The organism is Streptomyces sp. NPDC026417, assembly GCF_055567695.1.
Window position 1 is genome coordinate 173832 of the sequence record NZ_JBVHPY010000015.1, and the last position, 20774, is coordinate 194605.

A 20774-nucleotide genomic window follows, 5' to 3' on the forward strand; every position below is an offset into this window, starting at 1 on the left:
GTTTGTTGGTTCTCGCGGGGTGTGGTCTCTCTGTCCGCCTTCTTCGTTGCGCGCTGTGCCACGTTTCTCCCCCCGAGGGAAGGGGGAGGGCGGGGGGGGGGGGGGGGGCCCCCCCCCCCCCCCCCCGCCCGTCGGGCGTCAGCAGGGCGGCTACCGCAGGAAGGGGTCCACCGCGACGGCCACGAAGAGCAGCGACACGTAGGTGATCGACCAGTGGAACAGCCGCATCTCCTTGAGCTTGCCGCCCGTCGCCTCGGACCTGGCGCGGTTCTGCAGCCCGTGCGCCTCCCACAGCCACCAGCCGCCGGCCACCAGCGCGACCGAGGTGTAGAACCACCCGGTGTAGCCGAGCGGTGTGAGCAGCAGGGAGACGGCCACCATCACCCAGCTGTAGAGGACGATCTGGCGGGCGACCACCTTGTTGGAGGCGATGACCGGGAGCATGGGCACACCCACGCGCGCGTAGTCCTCACGCACCTTCATCGACAGCGGCCAGTAGTGCGGCGGCGTCCAGAAGAACATGACGAGGAAGAGGACGACCGGGGCCCACGACATCGAGTCGGTCACCGAGGACCAGCCGATGAGGACGGGCATGCAGCCCGCGATACCGCCCCAGACGATGTTCTGCGAGGTACGGCGCTTGAGGATCATCGTGTAGACGACCACGTAGAAGAGCAGTGCACCGAGGGACAGCCAGGCCGACAGCCAGTTGACCGTCAGGCCGAACAGCAGAGTGGAGACCACCGCGAGCGAGAGGCCGAAGGCCAGGCACTCGCGCGGGCTGACCATGCCGGTGACCAGCGGCCGCTGCGCCGTGCGGTCCATCAGGGCGTCGATGTCGCGGTCGATGTACATGTTGAGCGCGTTGGCGCCGCCCGCCGACAGGTAGCCGCCGAGGCAGGTGAGGAGCACCAGCTTCAGGTCGGGCACGCCCTGCTCGGCCAGGAACATCACCGGAACGGTGGTGATGAGCAACAGCTCGATGATCCGCGGCTTGGTCAGCGCCACGAACGCCTTGAGGCGGGCCCCGAACGGCCGCCGGCCACGGGCGGGGCTCGTCCCGAGCTCCCCCACGGTCTTCACGGCATGGGCGGTGCCCCCACCCGCTGGACGGGATTCGACGGCCGTCACGCACACCCCTGACAGAGACATCCCAGCAAGCCCCCGGGTGTGAACTCCCCGTAAAGGCTCGCGCGTACCACGCCACTGTAGACGTTGCCCAGACCCCGCTCTTCGCGGGGGTGGGGTCGTGTTGGGGCACTCCCTACAAAGAGCCGGGTGCCTCTCGATTGAGCAGTCGGATGAGCGGCTCCGTATTCACTTGCCAAATGGGGAACACGCCGGTCGGGAGGCGGATCGCGCCCGGTCCCGGCAGTCTGGAATGAGTCGAAAAAACGCACGTACTTACGGGGGTAGGCTCGACAAAGGCCGGTGGGCGCCAAGCGCACCGGCATTCGACATGTGGACCATGTGGAGAGGAGCCCTGACTCAGGGTGAGCACCAAGCCGACCACCACAGACCTCGAGTGGACCGAGTTGGACCAGCGGGCCGTCGACACCGCCCGCGTCCTGGCCGCCGATGCCGTACAGAAGGTCGGTAACGGCCATCCGGGTACGGCGATGAGCCTGGCGCCCGCCGCGTACACCCTCTTCCAGAAGGTGATGCGGCACGACCCGGCGGACGCCGACTGGACCGGGCGCGACCGTTTCGTGCTGTCCGCGGGGCACTCGTCCCTGACCCTCTACATCCAGCTGTACCTGGCCGGCTTCGGTCTGGAGCTGGAGGACCTCCAGTCCTTCCGGACGTGGGGCTCCAAGACGCCCGGCCACCCCGAGTACGGTCACACGACCGGTGTCGAGACGACGACCGGCCCGCTCGGCCAGGGTGTCGCGAACGCGGTGGGCATGGCGATGGCCGCCCGCTACGAGCGCGGCCTGTTCGACCCGGAGGCCGCCCCCGGCACCTCCCCGTTCGACCACTACATCTACGCGATCGCCGGTGACGGCTGCCTCCAGGAGGGCATCTCCGCCGAGGCGTCCTCCCTCGCGGGCCACCAGAAGCTCGGCAACCTGGTCCTGCTGTGGGACGACAACCACATCTCGATCGAGGGCGACACCGAGACGGCCGTCTCCGAGGACACCGCCAAGCGCTACGAGGCCTACGGCTGGCACGTGCAGCGGGTGCAGCCGAAGGAGAACGGCGACCTCGACCCGCAGGCGCTGTTCGACGCGATCCAGGCCGCCAAGGCCGTCACGGACAAGCCGTCGTTCATCGCGATGCGCTCGATCATCGCCTGGCCGGCGCCGAACGCGCAGAACACCGAGGCCGCGCACGGCTCGGCGCTCGGCGACGACGAGGTCGCGGCCACCAAGCGCGTCCTCGGCTTCGACCCGGAGAAGTCCTTCGAGGTCTCCGACGAGGTCCTCGCCCACACCCGGGGCGCGCTCGACCGCGGCCGGGAGGCCAAGGCCGAGTGGGACAAGACGTTCGCCGCCTGGCGCACCGCCAACCCGGAGCGCGCCGCCGAGTTCGACCGCATCGCCGCGACCGAGCTGCCGGCCGGCTGGGAGGAGAAGCTCCCGGTCTTCGAGCCGGGCAAGGGCGTGGCCACCCGTGCCGCGTCCGGCAAGATCCTCCAGGCCCTCGGTGCGGTGATCCCCGAGCTGTGGGGCGGCTCCGCCGACCTCGCCGGCTCGAACAACACCACCATCGACAAGAAGTCCTCGTTCCTGCCGGACGGCAACCCGCTGCCGGGCGCCGACCGGTACGGCCGCACGATCCACTTCGGCATCCGCGAGCACTCCATGGCCGCGGAGATGAACGGCATCGCGCTGCACGGCAACACCCGCATCTACGGCGGCACCTTCCTGGTGTTCTCCGACTACATGCGCAACGCCGTCCGCCTGTCGGCCCTCATGCACCTGCCGGTGACGTACGTGTGGACGCACGACTCCATCGGCCTCGGCGAGGACGGCCCGACGCACCAGCCGGTCGAGCACCTGGCCTCGCTGCGCGCCATCCCCGGCCTGAACGTCGTCCGCCCCGCGGACGCCAACGAGACCGCGATCGCCTGGCGCGAGATCCTGCGCCGCTACACCAAGGTGTTCGGCAAGGGCGCCCCGCACGGTCTGGCGCTGACCCGTCAGGGCGTGCCGGTGTACGAGCCGAACGAGGACACGACCAAGGGCGGTTACGTCCTGTTCGAGGCCGACGGCGGCACGCCCGAGGTCGTCCTGATCGGCACCGGTTCCGAGGTGCACGTGGCGGTCGAGGCGCGTGAGCAGCTCCAGGCCGCGGGCATCCCGACACGGGTCGTGTCGATGCCGTGCGTGGAGTGGTTCGAGGAGCAGGACCAGGGGTACCGGGACAGCGTCCTGCCGCCGTCCGTCAGGGCGCGGGTGGCGGTCGAAGCCGGCATCGGCCTGACCTGGCACCGCTTCGTCGGCGACGCCGGACGCATTGTCTCGCTCGAGCACTTCGGTGCCTCGGCCGACGGCAAGGTGCTCTTCGAGGAGTTCGGCTTCACCGCCGAGAACGTCGCCTCCGCCGCCCGGGAATCGATCGCCGCAGCCCAGCGCTGACGCTGACATACGACACGTAGGAGATGCATTTTCCATGACAGACGCACTGAAGCGCCTCTCCGAGCAAGGCGTCGCGATCTGGCTGGACGACCTGTCGCGCAAGCGGATCACGTCCGGCAACCTCGCCGAACTGATCGACCAGCAGCACGTCGTGGGCGTCACCACCAACCCGTCGATCTTCCAGAAGGCCATCTCGCAGGGCGACGGGTACGACCAGCAGCTCTCCGACCTCGCCGCACGTGAGGTCACGGTCGAGGAAGCCATCCGCATGATCACGACGGCGGACGTCCGTGACGCCGCCGACATCCTGCGCCCGGTGTTCGACTCCACGGGCGGCCAGGACGGCCGGGTCTCCATCGAGGTGGACCCGCGGCTCGCGCACAACACCAAGGCGACCGTCGCCGAGGCCAAGCAGCTGGCCTGGCTGGTCGACCGTCCGAACACGCTCATCAAGATCCCCGCCACCGAGGCGGGCCTGCCGGCGATCACCGAGGTCATCGGCCTCGGCATCAGCGTCAACGTGACGCTGATCTTCTCGCTGGAGCGCTACCGCAAGGTCATGGACGCCTACCTGGCCGGTCTGGAGAAGGCCAAGGAGCGCGGCCTGGACCTCTCCAAGATCCACTCGGTGGCGTCCTTCTTCGTGTCCCGGGTGGACACGGAGATCGACAAGCGGATCGACGCGCTGGGCACCGACGAGGCCAAGGCCGCCCGCGGCAAGGCCGGCGTCGCCAACGCGCGGCTCGCCTACCAGGCGTACGAGGAGGTGTTCAGCGGCGAGCGCTGGGCCGCCCTCGACAAGGCGCAGGCCAACAAGCAGCGTCCGCTCTGGGCGTCGACCGGCGTCAAGGACCCGGCGTACAAGAGCACCATGTACGTCGAGGAACTGGTCGCTCCGAACACGGTGAACACCATGCCGGAGGCCACCCTCGAGGCGACCGAGAGCGAGGGCGAGATCACCGGCGACACCGTCACCGGGACGTACGAGCAGGCGCGAGCCGACCTCGACGCGGTCGAGAAGCTGGGCATCTCGTACGACGAGGTGGTGCGGCTGCTGGAGGACGAGGGCGTCGACAAGTTCGAGACGTCCTGGAACGACCTGCTCAAGTCGACCGAGGCGGAGCTCCGGCGCCTCGCCCCTTCGGAGGGCTGAAATCTTGTCGAGCAGCAATCCGCTGCGTGACCCCGCAGACCGACGGCTCCCGCGTATCGCGGGGCCGTCGGGCCTGGTCATCTTCGGCGTCACGGGCGATTTGTCACGTAAAAAGCTGATGCCCGCCGTGTACGACCTCGCCAACCGCGGACTGCTGCCACCGGGCTTCTCGCTCGTCGGCTTCGCCCGGCGCGAGTGGCAGGACGAGGACTTCGCCCAGGAGGTCCACGACGCCGTCAAGGAGCACGCGCGCACCGAGTTCCGCGAGGAGGTCTGGCAGCAGCTCATCCAGGGGATGCGCTTCGTCCAGGGCACCTTCGACGACGACGACGCCTTCGAGCAGCTCAAGGCGACGATCGAGGACCTCGACAAGGCGCAGGGGACCGGTGGCAACTTCGCGTTCTACCTGTCCGTGCCGCCCAAGTTCTTCCCCAAGGTCGTCCAGCAGCTCAAGAAGCACGGGCTGGCCGACCAGCAGGGCGGTTCCTGGCGGCGCGCGGTCATCGAGAAGCCCTTCGGCCACGACCTGAAGTCGGCCGAGGAGCTCAACGCGATCGTCCACGAGGTCTTCGCCCCGGACCAGGTCTTCCGGATCGACCACTACCTGGGCAAGGAGACCGTCCAGAACATCCTGGCGCTGCGCTTCGCCAACCAGATGTTCGAGCCGATCTGGAACCGGTCGTACGTCGACCACATCCAGATCACCATGGCCGAGGACATCGGCATCGGTGGACGCGCGGGGTACTACGACGGCATCGGCGCGGCCCGTGACGTCATCCAGAACCACCTGCTCCAGCTGATGGCGCTGACCGCCATGGAGGAGCCCGCCTCCTTCGACGCGGACGCGCTCGCCGCCGAGAAGACCAAGGTGCTCGGCGCGGCCAGGCTGCCGAAGGACCTGGGCAGGAACACGGTCCGCGGGCAGTACGCGGCGGGGTGGCAGGGCGGCGAGAAGGTCGTCGGCTACCTCCAGGAGGACGGCATCGACGCGAAGTCGAAGACCGACACCTACGCGGCCGTCAAGCTGGAGATCGACAACCGCCGCTGGGCGGGCGTCCCCTTCTACCTGCGGACGGGCAAGCGGCTGGGCCGCCGGGTCACGGAGATCGCGGTGGTCTTCCAGCGCGCCCCGCACTCCCCCTTCGACCACACGGCGACCGAGGAGCTCGGCTCGAACGCGATCGTCATCCGCGTCCAGCCCGACGAGGGCATCACGGTCCGCTTCGGCTCCAAGGTGCCCGGCACCTCCATGGAGATCCGGGACGTGTCGATGGACTTCGCCTACGGCGAGTCGTTCACCGAGTCCAGCCCGGAGGCGTACGAGCGGCTGATCCTCGACGTGCTGCTCGGCGACTCCAACCTCTTCCCGCGCACGGAGGAGGTCGAGCTGTCCTGGAAGATCCTCGACCCGATCGAGGAGTACTGGGACAAGCACGGCAAGCCCGCGCAGTACCCGGCCGGCACCTGGGGCCCCGTCGAGGCGGACCAGATGCTGGAACGAGACGGACGGAGCTGGCGGCGGCCATGAAGACAGATCTCACGGACACCACGGCCAGCAAGATCAACAAGGCCCTCGTGCAGGGCCGCCGGGCGATCGGCACGCCCGCCGTCGGCATGGTGCTCACCCTCGTCATCGTCACCGACGAGGAGAACGCCTACGACGCCCTCAAGGCCGCGAACGACGCCTCGCGGGAACACCCCTCGCGCACGCTCGTGGTGATCAAACGGGTCTCGCGCTCCCCCCGCGACCGCACCAAGTCCCGCCTCGACGCCGAGGTGCGCCTGGGCGTCGAGGCGGGGACCGGCGAGACGGTGATCCTGCGCCTGTACGGCGAGGTCGTCGACCACGCGCAGTCCGTCGTCCTGCCGCTGCTGCTGCCGGACGCACCCGTCGTCGTCTGGTGGCCGGTGAACGCGCCGAGCGACCCCGCCAACGATCCGCTGGGTGCGCTCGCCCAGCGCCGGGTCACCGACACCTACGCCTCCGAGCAGCCCGTCCGGGAGCTCGGCGCCCGCGCCGAGGCGTACGCCCCCGGTGACACGGACCTGTCGTGGACCCGCATCACGCCCTGGCGTTCGATGCTGGCGGCGGCTCTGGACCAGGTCGTCTGCGAGGTCAGCGCGGTCGAGGTGGAGGGCGAGGAGTTCAATCCGAGCTGCGAGCTGCTCGCCATGTGGCTCGCGGACCGGCTCGCCGTCCCGGTCAAGCGCTCGGTCTCGTCCGGCCCCGGCCTCACCGCCGTACGGATGGACACCGACTGCGGGCCCATCGTCCTGGACCGCGCCGACGGCTCGCTGGCGACCCTGTCGATCGAGGGCCAGCCGGCCCGCGCGGTGGCGCTCAAGCGCCGCGAGACCGCCGAGCTGATCGCGGAGGAGCTGCGCCGGCTCGACCCGGACGACACCTACGCCTCGGCGCTGCGCTACGGCGTGGACCGGATCGGCTCCGGTGCCGCCGAGGCCTCTGCGCCCAGCGCGGACTCCGGTGCGGCCGGGACCGACACCCGGGCGCCGGCCAAGCGGACGGCGAAGGCGCCCGCCAAGAAGGCCGCCAAGGCCCCGGCCGGGAAGGCGACCGCCAAGTGAGCACTCCGCAGCTCGTCGTCCATCACGACAAGGAGCTGATGGCCCGGGCCGCCGCGGCCCGGCTGGTCACGAAGATCGTGGACGCGCAGGCCTCGCGCGGCTACGCCTCGGTGGTGCTCACCGGCGGGCGCAACGGCAACGGGCTGCTCGCGGCCCTCGCCGCCGAGCCCGCCCGGGACGCCGTCGACTGGGCCCGCCTCGACCTGTGGTGGGGCGACGAGCGCTTCCTGCCCGAGGGCGACCCGGAGCGCAATGTCACCCAGGCACGCGAGGCGCTGCTGGACTCGGTGCCGCTGGACCCCGCGCGGGTCCACGCGATGCCGGCGTCCGACGGCCCGTACGGTGCCGACGCGGACACCGCGGCCGAGGCGTACGCGGCCGAGCTCGCGAAGGCGGCGGGGCCGGAGAACCACGGCTCCGTGCCGACGTTCGACGTCCTGATGCTGGGCGTCGGGCCGGACACCCACGTGGCGTCGCTCTTCCCGGAGCTGCCCGCGGTGCGCGAGACGGAACGCATGGTCGTCGGTGTGCACGGGGCGCCGAAGCCGCCGCCGACGCGTGTCTCGCTCACGCTGCCCGCGATCCGCTCCGCCCGTGAGGTGTGGCTGCTGGCGGCCGGCGAGGACAAGGCGCAGGCCGCGGCCATCGCGCTCTCGGGTGCGGGCGAGGTGCAGGCCCCCGCCGCCGGGGCCTACGGCCGTTCACGCACCCTGTGGCTGCTGGACGCCGCGGCGGCCTCGCAGCTGCCCCGGTCGCTGTATCCCCCGTCGTCACCCTGAGGGGTCCCGGGGTCCTTGCCGCGAACCCCGAACGTCGGACGCCGGAGAGACCGCCCGCCAGTCTCTCCGGCGTCCGACGTCTGCCGCCTACTTCACCGAGCCCGCCATCACTCCCTGGACGAAGTGGCGCTGGAAGGCGAAGAAGACGGCCACCGGCACCACCAGCGACAGGAACGCCCCCGGCGCCAGCACGTCGATGTTGCTCCCGAACTGCCGTATCTGGGACTGGAGTTCCACGGTGAGCGGCTGCGCGGAACTGTCGGCGAAGAGCAGCGCCACGAGCATGTCGTTCCACACCCAGAGGAACTGGAAGATCGCGAGGCTGGCGATGGCCGGCCGCCCGACGGGCAGCACGAGCCGGGTGAAGATCCGCCACTCGCCTCCCCCGTCCATCCGGGCCGCCTCCAGCATCTCCTTCGGCATCTCGGCGAAGTAGTTGCGCAGCAGGAAGATGGCGAACGGCAGTCCGTAGGACACGTGGAACAGGACGACGCCCGGGATCGTGCCGAACAGGCCCAGTTCGCCGAAGAGTTTGGCGACCGGCAGCAGCCCGATCTGGACGGGGACCACCAGCAGCGCCACCACGACCAGGAAGATCGTGTCCCGGAAGGGGAACTCCAGCCAGGCGAAGGCGTACCCGGCGAGTGAGGCGATCACCACCACCAGGACCGTGGTCGGCACCGAGATCAGCACCGTGTTCCAGAACGCCTGCGTCATCCCCGCATTGCCCAGCAGGGCCGAGTAGTTGTCGAAGGACAGCTGCCCGGGACTGGTCAGGCCGGTCCACCAGCCGCTGCTCGCGTTGTCCTGCGCGGACCGCAGCGAGGAGAGGAACAGCCCGGCGAGCGGGGTCACCCAGACGAGGCCGACGATCACGAGGAACGCCTGCACCAGGCCGTTGGAGAGCCACTTCCTCAGCCCGTTCATCGTGAACTCCTTCGAAAGCGCCGCACGTTGAAGACCATCGCGGGGATCACGAGCAGCAGGAGCAGCACCCCGAGGGCGCTCCCGAGGCCCTGGTTGTTGCCGCCGCCGAAGGACACCAGCCACATCTGGGTGGCCAGCACGGTGGCGTCCTCCTGCACGGGACCGGGCGCGATGATGTAGACGAGGTCGAAGACCTTCATCACGTTGATCACCAGGGTCACGAAGACCACGGTCAGCACCGGTGCCAGCAGCGGCACGGTGATCCGGCGGAAGATCTGCCACTCGTTGGCGCCGTCCATCCGGGCCGCCTCCAGGGCGTCGCGCGGCAGGGCGGCGAGTCCGGCACCGATGAGGACCATGGCGAAGCCGGTCCAGATCCACAGGTACGCGCCGATGATCGCGGGCGTGACGAGCGCCGGGCCGAGCCAGGAGACGCCCTCGTAGGGCGGAGCGAAGTTCGACGCGGGCAGCCGCACGGTGTACGAGCCCGGTGCGAGGCCGTGGAAGGCGAAGGAGCCGTCCGACGCGGTGGTGGTGCCGGCGACCGTTTTCGCGCCGCGCACCGCCTCCACCTTCATCTCGGGCAGTCCGCTCTCCCGCCGGTCGACCTGGCCCTGCCGCCCTCCGCCACCGGGCGTGAAGTCCAGGTAGACGACACCGCGCAGTTCGTCCCCGGCGGCCCGCCGGTCCGCGGCCGGGGACGCGGGCCGCGCGTCCTTCGGCAGGTCCTTGGGGAGGACGCCGACCAGGCCGAGACCGACCGTGCTGCCGGGGGACGCGGACGCGGTCGTACGGTACGAGCCGTCGGCGCCCTTGACGAGGCCCTGGCCGTCGCGGGCGCGGGCGGTCGGGTAGGCCGAGGCCCCCTTGAAGGCGTCGTGGACGCCGACCACGGCGGCGTTCAGGACCCCCTTGTCGGGATCCTCGTCGTAGGCGAGCCGGAAGATGATGCCGGCGGCCAGGAACGAGACGGCCATGGGCATGAACAGGAGCAGCTTGAACGCGGTGGCCCAGCGGACCTTCTCGACCAGCACGGCGAGGACGAGGCCGAGGCCGGTGAGCAGGGTGGGTGCGACGACCACCCAGATGGTGCTGTTGCGGATGGCCGTGAGGGTGGCCGGGTCGCGGAACATCTCGGTGTAGTTGTCTCCGCCGACGAACCGGGTGCCGGAGGCGTCGAAGAAGCTGCGGCCCACGGAGAACAGCACGGGGTAGACCACGAGTGCGCCGAGCAGCAGCAGGGCGGGGAGGACGAAGACGAGGGCGACGAGCCGGCCGCGGCGTCCGGCGCGCCGTCTGCGGTCGGGCTGGGGGACGGCCGGGGGGCTCGTCTCCTTCACGAGGGTGGCGGTCATCGTCGATCAGTCCCGGTACGCCTTGGCAGCCGCCTTCTCCAGCTCGGCCGCGGTGCCCTTCGGGTCCGACGGGTCACGCAGGAAGTCCTGGAGGAGCTTCCACTCGCCCGTCCCCTTGGTGCCGCCGAAGGCGGCCGGCGCCTGGTCGGACATGTCGAAGCGGACCGAATCCCCCGCGGCGACCAGGGACTTGGCGGTCTCCCGGGTGATGTCGTCGCTGTACGAGGCGAGGTCGACCTTCTTGTTCGGGGACAGGAAGCCGCCCGCCCCGGCCCAGACTGCGGACGCCTCGGGGGTGGCCAGGTACTCCAGGAACCGCATGGCGGCCTTGGAGTTCTTGCCGTCCTTGAGGACGACGGCCGCGTCGCCGCCGCTGACGACGGGCGCCTTGCCGCCGTCGACCGCGGGGAAGGGGAAGAAGTCCGCGTCCTGGCCTATCTTGCGGTCGAACTGGTCCTTGGCGACGCCGGCCACGAAGTCGCCTTCATAGACCATGCCCGCCTCGGGCTCCGGTCCGAAGACCTTCTCGACGGAGCCGGGGAAATCGGTGTTGAGGGCGCCCTTCTGACCGCCCGCCAGCAGTTGCCTGTCCTTGAAGAGGTCGCCCAGGGTGGTGAGGGCCTTCACGACGGTCGGGTCGGTCCACTCGATCTTGTGAGCGGCCAGGGCGTCGTACTTCTCGGGTCCCGCCTGGGAGAGGTAGACGTTCTCGAACCAGTCGGTGAGGGTCCAGCCGTCCTGTCCGGCGACGGAGAAGGCGGCGAGGCCGGAGTCCGAGACGGTGTGCCCGGCCTTCAGCATCGCGTCGTAGCTGGTGGGCGGCTTGACGCCGGCCTGCTGCAGGGCGTCGGGGCTGTACCAGACCGTGGACTTGTGGGCGGCCTTGAAGTACAGGCCGTAGAAGGTGCCGTCGACGCTGCCGTACTTCTTCCACACGCCGGCGTAGTTGGTGTCGACGGACTGCTCGGTGGCCTTGGAGAGGGGCTTGAGCCAGCCCTTCTCGGCGAACTGCTTCAGGACGCCGACCTGCGGGACCATCACCACGTCGGGGGCGTTACCGCCCTCGATCTTGCTGCCGACGACGGTGGAGACGTTGTCGCCGGTGGAGACGAACTGGGTCTTGGCGCCGGTCTTGTCGGTGAAGGCGTCCAAAACCTTCTGGAAGTTCTTCTGCTCGCTGCCCGACCAGACACCGGCCACGGTGACCGTCTGGCCGCTGAGCGACTTGTCACTGCCGCCGGCGGCGACCGGGCCTCCACCGCAGGCGGTCGCGCCGAGAGCCAGGGCGAGGGCGGTGCAGCTCGCGAGCAGGGTCGTACGTCGTCGCATCATCGTTGATGTCCCTTCGAGGGGTGGGTGGTTGACGTGAGGTCAGGAGGTGGGACCGGGGGTCGTGCAGGGGTCCGGAAGAGCGGGTGGGCTCAGGGGTTCGTGCAGTCGCTGATCCACCAGGCGGCGGTCGAGCCCGGGAGCACCCCGGGCGGGCAGGAGCCGCTGGCCAGCAGCGGGGTGCCGGAGACCGGCGCCGGCGTCGGGGCCGTTCCGAAGTTGACGGCACACACCAGGCCGTCGCCCCGGACGAACGCCAGGACGCCCGGTGGGGCCGCCAGCCAGCGCAGCACTCCTTCGCCCAACTGGGGCATCCCGGACCGCAGTTGGAGGCCGTCGCGGTACAGGTGCCAGAAGGAGCGGGTGTCGGCGAGGGCGCGGTCGGTGGCGTACTCGGCGAAGTAGGCGGGCTGCGGCAGCCAGGGCTTGGCGCTCTCGACGCCCGGGGTGAAGCCGAAGGGCGAGGCGTGTCCCGACCAGGGCAGCGGCACCCGGCAGCCGTCACGTATCCGGGCGCGGCTGCCGGTGCGCCGGAAGATCGGGTCGGTCAGCACGTCGTCGGGCAGGTCGACGACCTCGGGCAGCCCGAGTTCCTCCCCCTGGTAGATGTACGCGGCGCCGGGCAGCGCCAGCATCAGCAGGGCGGCGGCCCGGGCGCGGGCGGCGCCGAGCCCGCTGCCTCCGGTGCCGGACTCGCCGTAGCGGGTGACCGTGCGGACCTGGTCGTGGTTGTTGAGCACCCAGGTCACGGTGGATCCGGTGCCGGCGATGTCCTGCATGGCCTCGGAGATGACCTTGCGGAAGGCGTCGGCGTCCCAGGGGGCCCCGAGGAGGTCGAAGAAGAAGGCCTGGTGCAGCTCGTCGGGGCGCACGTACTCGGCGTGCTCGCGGGCCGTGGGCACCGAGACCTCGCCGACCAGCAGCCGTTCGCGGCCGTCGCGGGCGGCGTACTCCTCGCACACGCTCCGCCAGTGGCGCCACACGTCGTGGACCTCGGGCTGGTTCCAGGCGAGCGGGTTGACCGAGTCGCGGGTGCGGGCGTCGGCCTCGGGGTCCGGCGAGTCGGGCAGGTCGGGGTGCTTGAAGAGGCCGGCGGCCACGTCGATGCGGAAGCCGTCGACGCCCCGGTCCAGCCAGAAGCGCAGGACCTGCTCGAAGTGACTGCCGACCTCGGGGTTGCGCCAGTTCAGGTCCGGCTGCTCGGACGTGAACATGTGGAGGTACCACTGGCCGGGCCTGCCGTCCGCCTCGGTGACCCGCGACCAGGCGGGCCCGCCGAACATTGCGTGCCAGTTGTTGGGCGGCTCCGCGCCGTCCGGGCCGCGCCCGTCGGCGAAGTGGAAGCGGGCGCGGGCGGCGCTGCCGGGCGCGGCGGCCAGCGCCGCTCGGAACCACGGGTGCTCGCTGGAGCAGTGGTTGGGAACGATGTCCAGGAGCACCCTGATGCCGAGGCGGCGGGCGTCCGTCATCAGCAGGTCGAACTCGGCCAGGTCGCCGAAGAGCGGGTCCACGTCGCAGTAGTCGGCGACGTCGTAGCCGTGGTCGTGCTGCGGCGAGGGGTAGAAGGGGCTCAGCCAGATGCCGTCGACACCGAGCTTCTTGAGATACGGCATCCCGGCCCTGACTCCGGCGAGGTCGCCGATGCCGTCCCCGGTGCTGTCCAGGAAGCTGCGGACGTACACCTGGTAGATCACTGCGTCGCGCCACCAGCGGCGCGTGTTGAGCGTCACCCGTTGACCTGTCTCTCGATGCCTACGGTTATGGATGCATGTTAGGTAGGCGTGTCGCACAGGTGTCAACGAGTAGACGGAAGCTACTGCATAGTTGGGGAGTTAAGTGCGGACTTTCCGGACACGAAAGCGCGAGATGGGATGCGCTCGTTACCTAACAAGTAACTAGGAGGTCGCGAGACCGCGCGCTACTGGCCGGAAAGGGCGGCGAGCTCGCGGGCGAGCCGCCGCACCGCCGCCGAGGGTGTCTCGTGCCCGGTCATCGCGTCGTGCACCACGGCCTGCACGACCAGGCTCACCTGGTCGTAGCGCGGGCTCTTGGGGCGCGGGGCGGCCGCGAGGACACTCGCGCGCAGCGTGGGCAGGTAGGGGAACGCCCGGATCAGCTCCGGGTCCTCGTAGAGGGCGGCCCGCACCGGCGGCAGGGCGCCCCGGGTGAGGACCTGGCGCTGGGCCCGCTCGCCCGTCAGGTACGCGATGAGGCGGGCCGCCGAGTCGGGATGCCGCGCATGGGCACCGACGGCGAGGTTGGAGCCGCCGAGCACGCTGGTGCCCGGCCCGTCGGGCCCCGGCAGCGGTACGGCGCCGACCTTCCCGGCGACCGCGGATCCCGGCGCGGCCGCGCCCACGTAGGCGTAGGGCCAGTTGCGCAGGAAGAGGAGGCGACCGTCCTGGAAGGCCTGCTTGGACTCCTCCTCCTTGTAGGTGAGCGCCTCCTCGGGGATCCAGCCCTCGCGGACGCCGCGGGCGAGGAAGCCGATGCCCTCCCGGGCCGCCTCGGAGTTCACCGTGACCCGCTCGCCCTCGTCGCCGAGGATCGTGCCGCCCGCCGAGTAGACCGCCTCCGCCGCGTTCACGGTGAGCCCCTCGTAGGGCAGGAACTGACCGGCGTACCCGTCGAGTCCGTGCTCCGGGGCGATGGTCTTCGCCTGGCGCTCCAGTTCGGCCCAGGTCCGCGGCGGTGCGACGCCCTCCGCGGCGAGGACGTCCTTGCGGTACAGCAGCAGGCCGGCGTTGGTCACGTAGGGAACCGCGTACAGCCGGCCGTCGTACGTCGCGGTGCCGACGACCGGCGGCAGGAAGCTGTCCAGCGGGAAACGGCCGCGATCCAGTGGGGCGATCCAGCCCGCCGCCGCGAACTCCGAGGTCCACGCGACGTCGATGTTGAGCACGTCGAAGCGGCCCCGGTCGCCGTCGCGCAGGTCGGTGGTCATCTGCGCGTGCGTCTCGTCGGCGGAGTCCGGGAGCTCGACGAGGGTGACCCGCTCGCCGGGATGCGTGCGGTTCCAGCCTTCGAGCAGGGGGCCGAGGTAGCCGGTGAGGTCACCGGCGGTGGCCAGGGTGAGCGGGCCGCGACCGCCGCCGCCGGCCCCGTCCGTCCGCGCCCCCGCGGCGACGTAACCGGTCAGGACCACCATGACGACGAGGAGGCCCCTACCCGCGGCACGCATCCACCGCATAGGTTCCTCCCTGTACACCGGCGCCGGGCACCTTCGCCCGACGTCAGTGGCCATGTATACCTGTTAGGTATGCGCGATACTAGGGCCTGCGGCACATCGGCTCCGGCCGTGCCGGTCCGACCACGGCCCGACATCGGGCCGGGCGGATGACGAGGATACGGGGAGGAGAGCACGGGTGCGGCTGCCCCTCCTGGCCCTGCTGGCCCGCGGCCCGGCCCACGGCTACGAGCTCAAGCAGGACCTTGAGCAACTGCTGGGCTCCGCGTACCCTCAGCCGAACGTCGGCCAGATCTACGTCACGCTCGGCCGCCTCGAGAAGTCCGGACTGATCGAGGGCGAGGAAGTCGAGCAGTCGAGCCGGCCCAACAAGAAGATCTACCACCTCACCGACGCCGGGCGCGAGGCGCTGCACGCCTGGTACGAGGAGACGGCGGACGAGCCGCGGGTCCGGGACGAGTTCTTCATGAAGCTCGCCCTCGCCCCGACGACCGGCCTCGCCGACCAGATCGTCCTGATCAACAAACAGCGGCGCCAGTATCTGAACACCATGCGCACCCTGTCGAAGCTCGCCGCGGCCGAGAGCCGGGACAACCGCATCTCCCACCTGCTGATCGAGGGGGCGATGCTGCATCTGCAGGCCGACCTCGACTGGCTGGAGCGCTGCCAGGAGGAACTGGAGGAGCTGGAATGAGCGACACCGCTCCTTTGCTGCGCGCCGAGGGCCTGGTCAAGACCCACCACGGGGAGGGCGCCCCCGCCCATGCCGTCCGCGGGGTGGACCTCTCCGTGCGCCGCGGCGAGTTCGTCGCCGTCACCGGACCCTCCGGCGCCGGGAAGTCCACGCTGCTGCATCTGCTCGGCGGGCTGCAACTGCCCGACGCGGGCAGCCTCTGGCTGGACGGCGAGTGCACCGACTCCTACGGCGAGGCGCGCTGGGCCGTGGAGCGCAGGCGCCGGATCGGCATCGTCTTCCAGTTCTTCAACCTGGTGTCGAACCTGTCGGTCGCGGACAACGTCGAGCTGCCCGCCCTGCTCGCCGGCGTCTCCCCGCGGCAGGCGCGCGCCGAGCGGGAGCGGCTGCTGTCCGAGTTGGGCCTGGAGGGCAAGGGGCGCAGCATGCCGGGTGAGCTCTCCGGTGGTGAGCAGCAGCGCGTCGCGCTCGCCCGGGCGCTGGTCAACCATCCGCCGCTGCTGCTCGCCGACGAGCCCGCGGGCAGCCTGGACAGCAAGGGCACCCGTGAGGTGATGCGGCTGCTGTCCCGCTTCCACGCGCGGGGCCAGACCATCGTGCTGGTCACCCATGACGCACGGCTCGCGAGCGCCGCGGACCGCGTGATCAGCTTCTTCGACGGCCGTATCGCCGACGACGCGACCCTCGACGGCACACCGTCGCGCGGCGCGGGCATATCCGGCGTGCTGGAACTGAAGGACTGACCCGTGCGGCACGAACGCCTCTCTCCCCTGCGCCGGCCGTCGGCCGACGGCATACCCCGGGCGGCCGCCCGCGGGACGTCCCGGGCCGCGGGCCGGGGAGTGCGCCCGTCGGACCAGGCCGCTCCCCCTCGACTTCGCCCTTCGGACCAGGCCGCGCCCGCTGGGATGCGTCCTTCGGACCAGGCCGCGCCCGCTCGGATGCGTCCGTCGGACCAGGCCGCGCCGGCTTCCGGCGTCCGCGGGCGGAAGGGCTGAGGCGGGATGCGGGCCACCCTGCGCTGGGCGCACGCCGATCTGCGGACGCACCGCGGTGAGGCGCTGTTCATCGTGCTCGCCACCGCGGGCATCGTCGGTTCGCTGCTGCTGGCCGCGGCACTCTTCGGTTACGCCACCAACCCCTGGCAACGCGTCTTCACGCAGTCGCACGGCGCCCACGTGTGGATCCACACCGGCCCCTCCGCCGACGCGGGACGCCTCACGACGCTCGACGGCGTGGACTCCGTGGCCGGCCCGTACCGCACCGCCTCCGCCACCGTGGAGTCCCGCGGCACCCGCGCCTCCGTGGAACTGCGGGGCACCGTCGGACGCCCCGGGACCGGCCGCCCGCTGCTCGCCTCCGGACGCTGGCTCGACCCGGCGCGGCCGGACGGCGTCGTCCTGGAGGACAGCCTGGCCCGGGCGCTGTGGGCCGAACCCGGAGACACCCTCACGGTCCCCGGAACGACCCGCACCCTGACCGTCCTGGGCGTCGCCGACAGCGCCGAGCCCCGCTACCGCCCCGGCGAACGCTCCGGTCTCGTCTGGGCCGTGCCGTCCGCCGTGCGCGACACGGGCGGACGCGGCGGCCAGGTCGTCGGGCTGCGCCTGTCCGACCCGGGCGACACGGACTACGCGGTCCAGCGCGCCGTCACCGCACTCGGATCGGGCGCGGTCACCCAGGTCGCGAACTGGCAGCAGGCCCGCGCCGAGGCCCAGGGCGACAACCGGCTCCTGGGGCAGGTGCTCGGCCTGTTCGGCCTGGGCGCCCTGCTCGCCGCCGCGCTCGCCGTGTACGGAGCGATCGCCACCCGCATCCGGGGCCATCTGCGGGACATCTCCGTGCTGAAGGCGATCGGGTTCACGCCCGGCCAGGTCGTACGCATCTTCCTGCTCCAGCACGTGGCGTTCGCGTCGCTGGGCGCCCTGGCCGCCGCCACCCTCGCCCAGGCACTGGGCAGCCGCATCCCGGGACGCCTCGGGGACGCGGTCGGCGTGTGGCAGGGACTGCCGGGACACACCGCCGCGCTGTTCGCGGTGCCGGTGTGCGCGGTGCTCTTCATCGGCACGACGACGGGGATCGCGGCATGGCGGGCCGGCCGGGTGCCCCCCGTCCCCGTGCTGCGGGCGGCGGCCCCGCCGGGCGGCCGGCTGTCGGGCGTGGCGCGGGGGGCACTGGGCCTGCGACTGCCCCCGGCCCTCGTCCTCGGATGGCACAAGGCGTTCCCGCGGCGCCCGCGTTCGCTCGCCACGGTCGGCCGCCTCGCCCTGCCCCTGCTGCTGATCGTGGTGGCGTTGAGCGCGTGGACCACCATCGACCGCTTCCACAGCAGCCCCGAACAGACCGGCCTGGCGGCCGCCCTCACGGCGCACGCCGACGAGAGTCTCGACGCGGCCGGCGCGCAGGCCCTGCTCACCGGGAACCCGCAGGTCGCCGCCGTGCATCCGGGCGCCGAGGTGGCCGCGCTGGTCCCCGGCCAGACCGCCACGATCGCGCTGCGCGGGCTCGGGACGCGCGCGGCCCCGTACCCGTTCACGCTCGCCGAGGGCCGCCCCGCGCACGGTCCCGACGAGGCGGTGGCCGGACAGGGGCTGCTCGACCTGCTGGACGTGCACGTCGGCGACTGGATACGGATGACGGTCGGCGCGCGCCCGCAGATCCTGCACATCGTCGGCCGCAGCATCGAACCGGAGAACGGCGGCCGGGTCATCTCCACCTCGCTCGACACGCTCCGCGAGAACGATCCGGACCTCGGTCCGACCCTCTACCAGCTCGAACTGCGTCCCGGTGCCGACCCGGCCGCGGTGGGCGCCGAGCTGACCGCGGCCGGGCACGGCCACCTGGACGTGCACACGGTGACGAATCCGGCCGACGGTCTCTCACCGCTGCGCGGCGTGGTCGTCGGACTGATCGCCGTCCTCGCACTCATCGGACTCATCGAACTGCTGACCGCGATCGGCGGCACCGTGCGGGAGGGCGAGCGGGACCTGCTGGCGCTCAAGGCCATCGGGCTGTCCCCGCGGCAGATCACGGCCGTCACCGTCACGGCCACCGCCTGCACGGCACTGGCCGCGGCTCTCGCCGCGACGGTCCTGGGCATACCCCTCGCCCGGTGGCTGATCGACGTCCAGGGCAGGTCGAGCGGGATCGGCGCGGGGATCGCCCGGGCACCCTCCCTCTCCGTCCTGCTGCTGTTCGGCGCCGCCGCGGTGCTGGGTGCCGCGGCGCTCGCCGCACTCCCCGCCGCCCGCTCGGCGCGGCGACGGCTGGCGGACACCCTGAGCGCGGCGGCCTGAGCCCGGCGGCCTGAGCGCGGCAGCAGGGCCCGGCGTTCGGCGGCCCGAGCCCGCATCCCCGGTCCGGCGGCCCGCGTCCGTTACGCCCAGTCCGGTGGCCCGGGCCCTGCTCCGGGACGGCACCGGACCCGGAAGACAGGCAGGCGGACGGGCCGGCAGGCCGGCACCCGCTGGCCGCCGCCCCGTCCGCCGCGGCGCCTACCGCCCGCGCAGCTCCCGGTACTTGGCGACCAGGGCCTTCGTCGATGCGTCGAGGCCGGGCACGTCCGCGCCCTCGGTGAGCGCGGGCTCGACGCGCTTGGCGAGGACCTTGCCGAGCTCGACGCCCCACTGGTCGAAGGAGTCGATGTTCCAGATCGCGCCCTGGACGAACACCTTGTGCTCGTAGAGCGCCACCAACTGGCCGAGCACGGACGGGGTCAGCTCCCGCGCGAGGATCGTCGTCGTCGGGTGGTTGCCCTGGAAGGTCTTGTGCGGCACCAGGTCCTCGGGCACCCCTTCACCGCGCACCTCGTCCGGCGTCTTGCCGAAGGCCAGCGCCTGCGTCTGCGCGAAGAAGTTCGCCATCAACAGGTCGTGCTGGGCGGCCAGGCCGGGCCGCAGATCCGCGACCGGCTCGGCGAAGCCGATGAAGTCGGCCGGGATCAGCTTCGTGCCCTGGTGGATGAGCTGGTAGTAGGCGTGCTGGCCGTTGGTGCCCGGCGTGCCCCAGACGACGGGCCCGGTCTGCCAGTCCACCGGACGTCCGTCGCGGTCCACCGATTTGCCGTTGGACTCCATGTCCAACTGCTGCAGGTACGCGGTGAACTTGGACAGGTAGTGCGAGTACGGCAGGACGGCGTGCGACTGGGCGTCGAAGAAGTTGCCGTACCAGACGCCCAACAGGCCGAGCAGCAGGGGCACGTTGGACTCGGCGGGCGCGGTGCGGAAGTGCTCGTCGACCAGGTGGAACCCGTCGAGCATCTCCCGGAAGCGGTCCGGGCCGATCGCGATCATCAGGGAGAGGCCGATCGCGGAGTCGTACGAGTAGCGCCCGCCGACCCAGTCCCAGAACTCGAACATGTTCGCCGTGTCGATGCCGAAGTCGGCGACCTTCCCGGCGTTCGTCGAGAGCGCCACGAAGTGCTTCGCCACGGCGTCCTGGCCGGCCCCGAGTCCGGAGAGCAGCCAGTCGCGGGCCGAGGTGGCGTTGGTGATCGTCTCGATGGTGGTGAAGGTCTTCGAGGCGATGATGAACAGCGTCTCGGCCGGGTCCAGGCCGTGGACGGCCTCGTGCAGGTCGGCGCCGTCCACGTTCGACACGAAACGGACCGTCAGGTCGCGGTCGGTGAACGAGCGCAGCGCCTCGTACGCCATCGCCGGACCCAGGTCCGAGCCGCCGATGCCGACGTTCACGACGTTCTTGATGGGCTTGCCGGTGTGGCCGGTCCACTCGCCGGAGCGAACCTTGTCGGAGAACGCGCTCATCCTGTCGAGCACGGCGTGCACGGCCGGCACGACGTTCTCCCCGTCGACCTCGATCACCGCGTCGCGCGGGGCCCGCAGCACCGTGTGCAGCACGGCGCGGTCCTCGGTGACGTTGATCTTCTCGCCGCGGAACATGGCGTCCCGCAGCCCGAACACGTCGGTTGCCGCGGCCAGGTCCCGCAGCAGGCGCAGCGTCTCGTCGGTGACCCGCTGCTTGGAGTAGTCGACGTGCAGGTCACCGACCTGGAGGGTGTACCGGGAACCACGCTCGGGGTCGGCCGCGAACAGGTCCCGCAGACGGGTCTCGCCGACCTCCTTACGGTGCTTGGCCAGAGCGGCCCACTCGGGTGTCTGGTTGAGCCTGGTACGGCTTTCTGCGTTCATCTCGGACTTCCGCCTCTTTCCTGCGTGTGCTGCTGC

General features: G+C 71.2%; 15 protein-coding genes. 8 read left to right on the forward strand and 7 right to left on the reverse strand.

Translation table 11 applies throughout. From position 1 onward, the window contains the following. Positions 1 to 150: 150 nt before the first annotated feature. Positions 151 to 1137 (reverse strand): heme o synthase, encoded by a 987-nt coding sequence (locus ACZ4NT_RS23830; RefSeq protein WP_121403702.1) that lies wholly within the window; start codon positions 1135 to 1137, stop codon positions 151 to 153. A 356-nt stretch (positions 1138 to 1493) separates the two neighbouring features. Between ACZ4NT_RS23830 and tkt the strand changes: the two genes are divergently transcribed. Genes tkt through pgl form a run of 5 tightly spaced genes read left to right on the forward strand, consistent with a single transcriptional unit; the run spans position 1494 to position 8099 of the window. Beyond that, positions 1494 to 3581, forward strand: coding sequence for a transketolase (gene tkt / locus ACZ4NT_RS23835; protein WP_467727464.1), 2088 nt, complete (start codon positions 1494 to 1496; stop codon positions 3579 to 3581). Positions 3582 to 3615: 34 nt separating this feature from the next. Then, the gene (tal, locus tag ACZ4NT_RS23840; protein WP_121403700.1) at positions 3616 to 4734 is read left to right on the forward strand and encodes a transaldolase; all 1119 of its coding nucleotides are present in this window, start codon (positions 3616 to 3618) and stop codon (positions 4732 to 4734) included. 4 nt (positions 4735 to 4738) lie between these two features. Beyond that, on the forward strand, positions 4739 to 6262 hold the full coding sequence (gene zwf / locus ACZ4NT_RS23845) for a glucose-6-phosphate dehydrogenase (RefSeq protein ID WP_121403699.1): 1524 nt from the start codon (positions 4739 to 4741) through the stop codon (positions 6260 to 6262). Next, positions 6259 to 7320, forward strand: a complete 1062-nt coding sequence (gene opcA / locus ACZ4NT_RS23850; RefSeq protein ID WP_121403698.1) for a glucose-6-phosphate dehydrogenase assembly protein OpcA — start codon at positions 6259 to 6261, stop codon at positions 7318 to 7320. Before zwf ends, opcA begins: the two co-directional genes overlap by 4 nt. Further along, the gene (pgl, locus tag ACZ4NT_RS23855; RefSeq protein ID WP_121403697.1) at positions 7317 to 8099 is read left to right on the forward strand and encodes a 6-phosphogluconolactonase; all 783 of its coding nucleotides are present in this window, start codon (positions 7317 to 7319) and stop codon (positions 8097 to 8099) included. Before opcA ends, pgl begins: the two co-directional genes overlap by 4 nt. 87 nt (positions 8100 to 8186) lie before the next feature. Here pgl and ACZ4NT_RS23860 read toward each other — a convergent pair whose 3' ends face one another. The 5 genes from ACZ4NT_RS23860 to ACZ4NT_RS23880 form a co-directional block, all read right to left on the reverse strand. Then, a complete protein-coding gene (locus tag ACZ4NT_RS23860) occupies positions 8187 to 9026 on the reverse strand; it encodes a carbohydrate ABC transporter permease (protein WP_467727467.1) in 840 nt (279 codons plus the stop codon). After that, complete coding sequence (locus ACZ4NT_RS23865; protein WP_121403695.1) at positions 9023 to 10381, reverse strand: ABC transporter permease subunit; 1359 nt, start codon at positions 10379 to 10381, stop codon at positions 9023 to 9025. The genes ACZ4NT_RS23860 and ACZ4NT_RS23865 overlap by 4 nt, the downstream gene beginning before the upstream one ends. Before the next feature lie 6 nt (positions 10382 to 10387). Further along, positions 10388 to 11713, reverse strand: coding sequence for an ABC transporter substrate-binding protein (locus tag ACZ4NT_RS23870; protein WP_121403694.1), 1326 nt, complete (start codon positions 11711 to 11713; stop codon positions 10388 to 10390). Positions 11714 to 11802: 89 nt separating this feature from the next. Further along, positions 11803 to 13440 (reverse strand): glycoside hydrolase family 13 protein, encoded by a 1638-nt coding sequence (locus ACZ4NT_RS23875; RefSeq protein WP_467727470.1) that lies wholly within the window; start codon positions 13438 to 13440, stop codon positions 11803 to 11805. A 188-nt stretch (positions 13441 to 13628) separates the two neighbouring features. Continuing rightward, positions 13629 to 14900 (reverse strand): ABC transporter substrate-binding protein, encoded by a 1272-nt coding sequence (locus ACZ4NT_RS23880; RefSeq protein WP_467727472.1) that lies wholly within the window; start codon positions 14898 to 14900, stop codon positions 13629 to 13631. Positions 14901 to 15075: 175 nt separating this feature from the next. Here ACZ4NT_RS23880 and ACZ4NT_RS23885 point away from each other — a divergent pair, with 175 nt between their 5' ends. The 3 genes from ACZ4NT_RS23885 to ACZ4NT_RS23895 all read left to right on the forward strand — a co-directional run bounded on the left by ACZ4NT_RS23885 (position 15076) and on the right by ACZ4NT_RS23895 (position 18887). After that, complete coding sequence (locus ACZ4NT_RS23885) at positions 15076 to 15591, forward strand: PadR family transcriptional regulator (RefSeq protein ID WP_121403692.1); 516 nt, start codon at positions 15076 to 15078, stop codon at positions 15589 to 15591. Then, positions 15588 to 16334, forward strand: coding sequence for an ABC transporter ATP-binding protein (locus ACZ4NT_RS23890; protein ID WP_121403691.1), 747 nt, complete (start codon positions 15588 to 15590; stop codon positions 16332 to 16334). Before ACZ4NT_RS23885 ends, ACZ4NT_RS23890 begins: the two co-directional genes overlap by 4 nt. 261 nt (positions 16335 to 16595) lie before the next feature. Further along, a complete protein-coding gene (locus ACZ4NT_RS23895) occupies positions 16596 to 18887 on the forward strand; it encodes an ABC transporter permease (protein ID WP_121403690.1) in 2292 nt (763 codons plus the stop codon). A 198-nt stretch (positions 18888 to 19085) separates the two neighbouring features. Here the strand turns inward: ACZ4NT_RS23895 and pgi are convergent, their stop codons facing one another. Beyond that, positions 19086 to 20738: a glucose-6-phosphate isomerase gene (gene pgi, locus ACZ4NT_RS23900; protein ID WP_467727475.1), complete on the reverse strand. Its 1653-nt coding sequence runs from the start codon at positions 20736 to 20738 to the stop codon at positions 19086 to 19088. Positions 20739 to 20774: the final 36 nt, after the last annotated feature.

Bases quoted from the DNA above. Each gene is read 5' to 3' on its own strand.
- ACZ4NT_RS23860 (WP_467727467.1), bottom strand. From the start codon at position 9,026: ATGAACGGGCTGAGGAAGTGGCTCTCCAACGGCCTGGTGCAGGCGTTC.
- ACZ4NT_RS23880 (WP_467727472.1), bottom strand. From the start codon at position 14,900: ATGCGGTGGATGCGTGCCGCGGGTAGGGGCCTCCTCGTCGTCATGGTG.
- tal (WP_121403700.1), top strand. From the start codon at position 3,616: ATGACAGACGCACTGAAGCGCCTCTCCGAGCAAGGCGTCGCGATCTGG.
- ACZ4NT_RS23865 (WP_121403695.1), bottom strand. From the start codon at position 10,381: ATGACCGCCACCCTCGTGAAGGAGACGAGCCCCCCGGCCGTCCCCCAG.
- ACZ4NT_RS23890 (WP_121403691.1), top strand. From the start codon at position 15,588: ATGAGCGACACCGCTCCTTTGCTGCGCGCCGAGGGCCTGGTCAAGACC.
- ACZ4NT_RS23895 (WP_121403690.1), top strand. From the start codon at position 16,596: ATGCGGGCCACCCTGCGCTGGGCGCACGCCGATCTGCGGACGCACCGC.
- pgi (WP_467727475.1), bottom strand. From the start codon at position 20,738: ATGAACGCAGAAAGCCGTACCAGGCTCAACCAGACACCCGAGTGGGCC.
- ACZ4NT_RS23870 (WP_121403694.1), bottom strand. From the start codon at position 11,713: ATGATGCGACGACGTACGACCCTGCTCGCGAGCTGCACCGCCCTCGCC.
- opcA (WP_121403698.1), top strand. From the start codon at position 6,259: ATGAAGACAGATCTCACGGACACCACGGCCAGCAAGATCAACAAGGCC.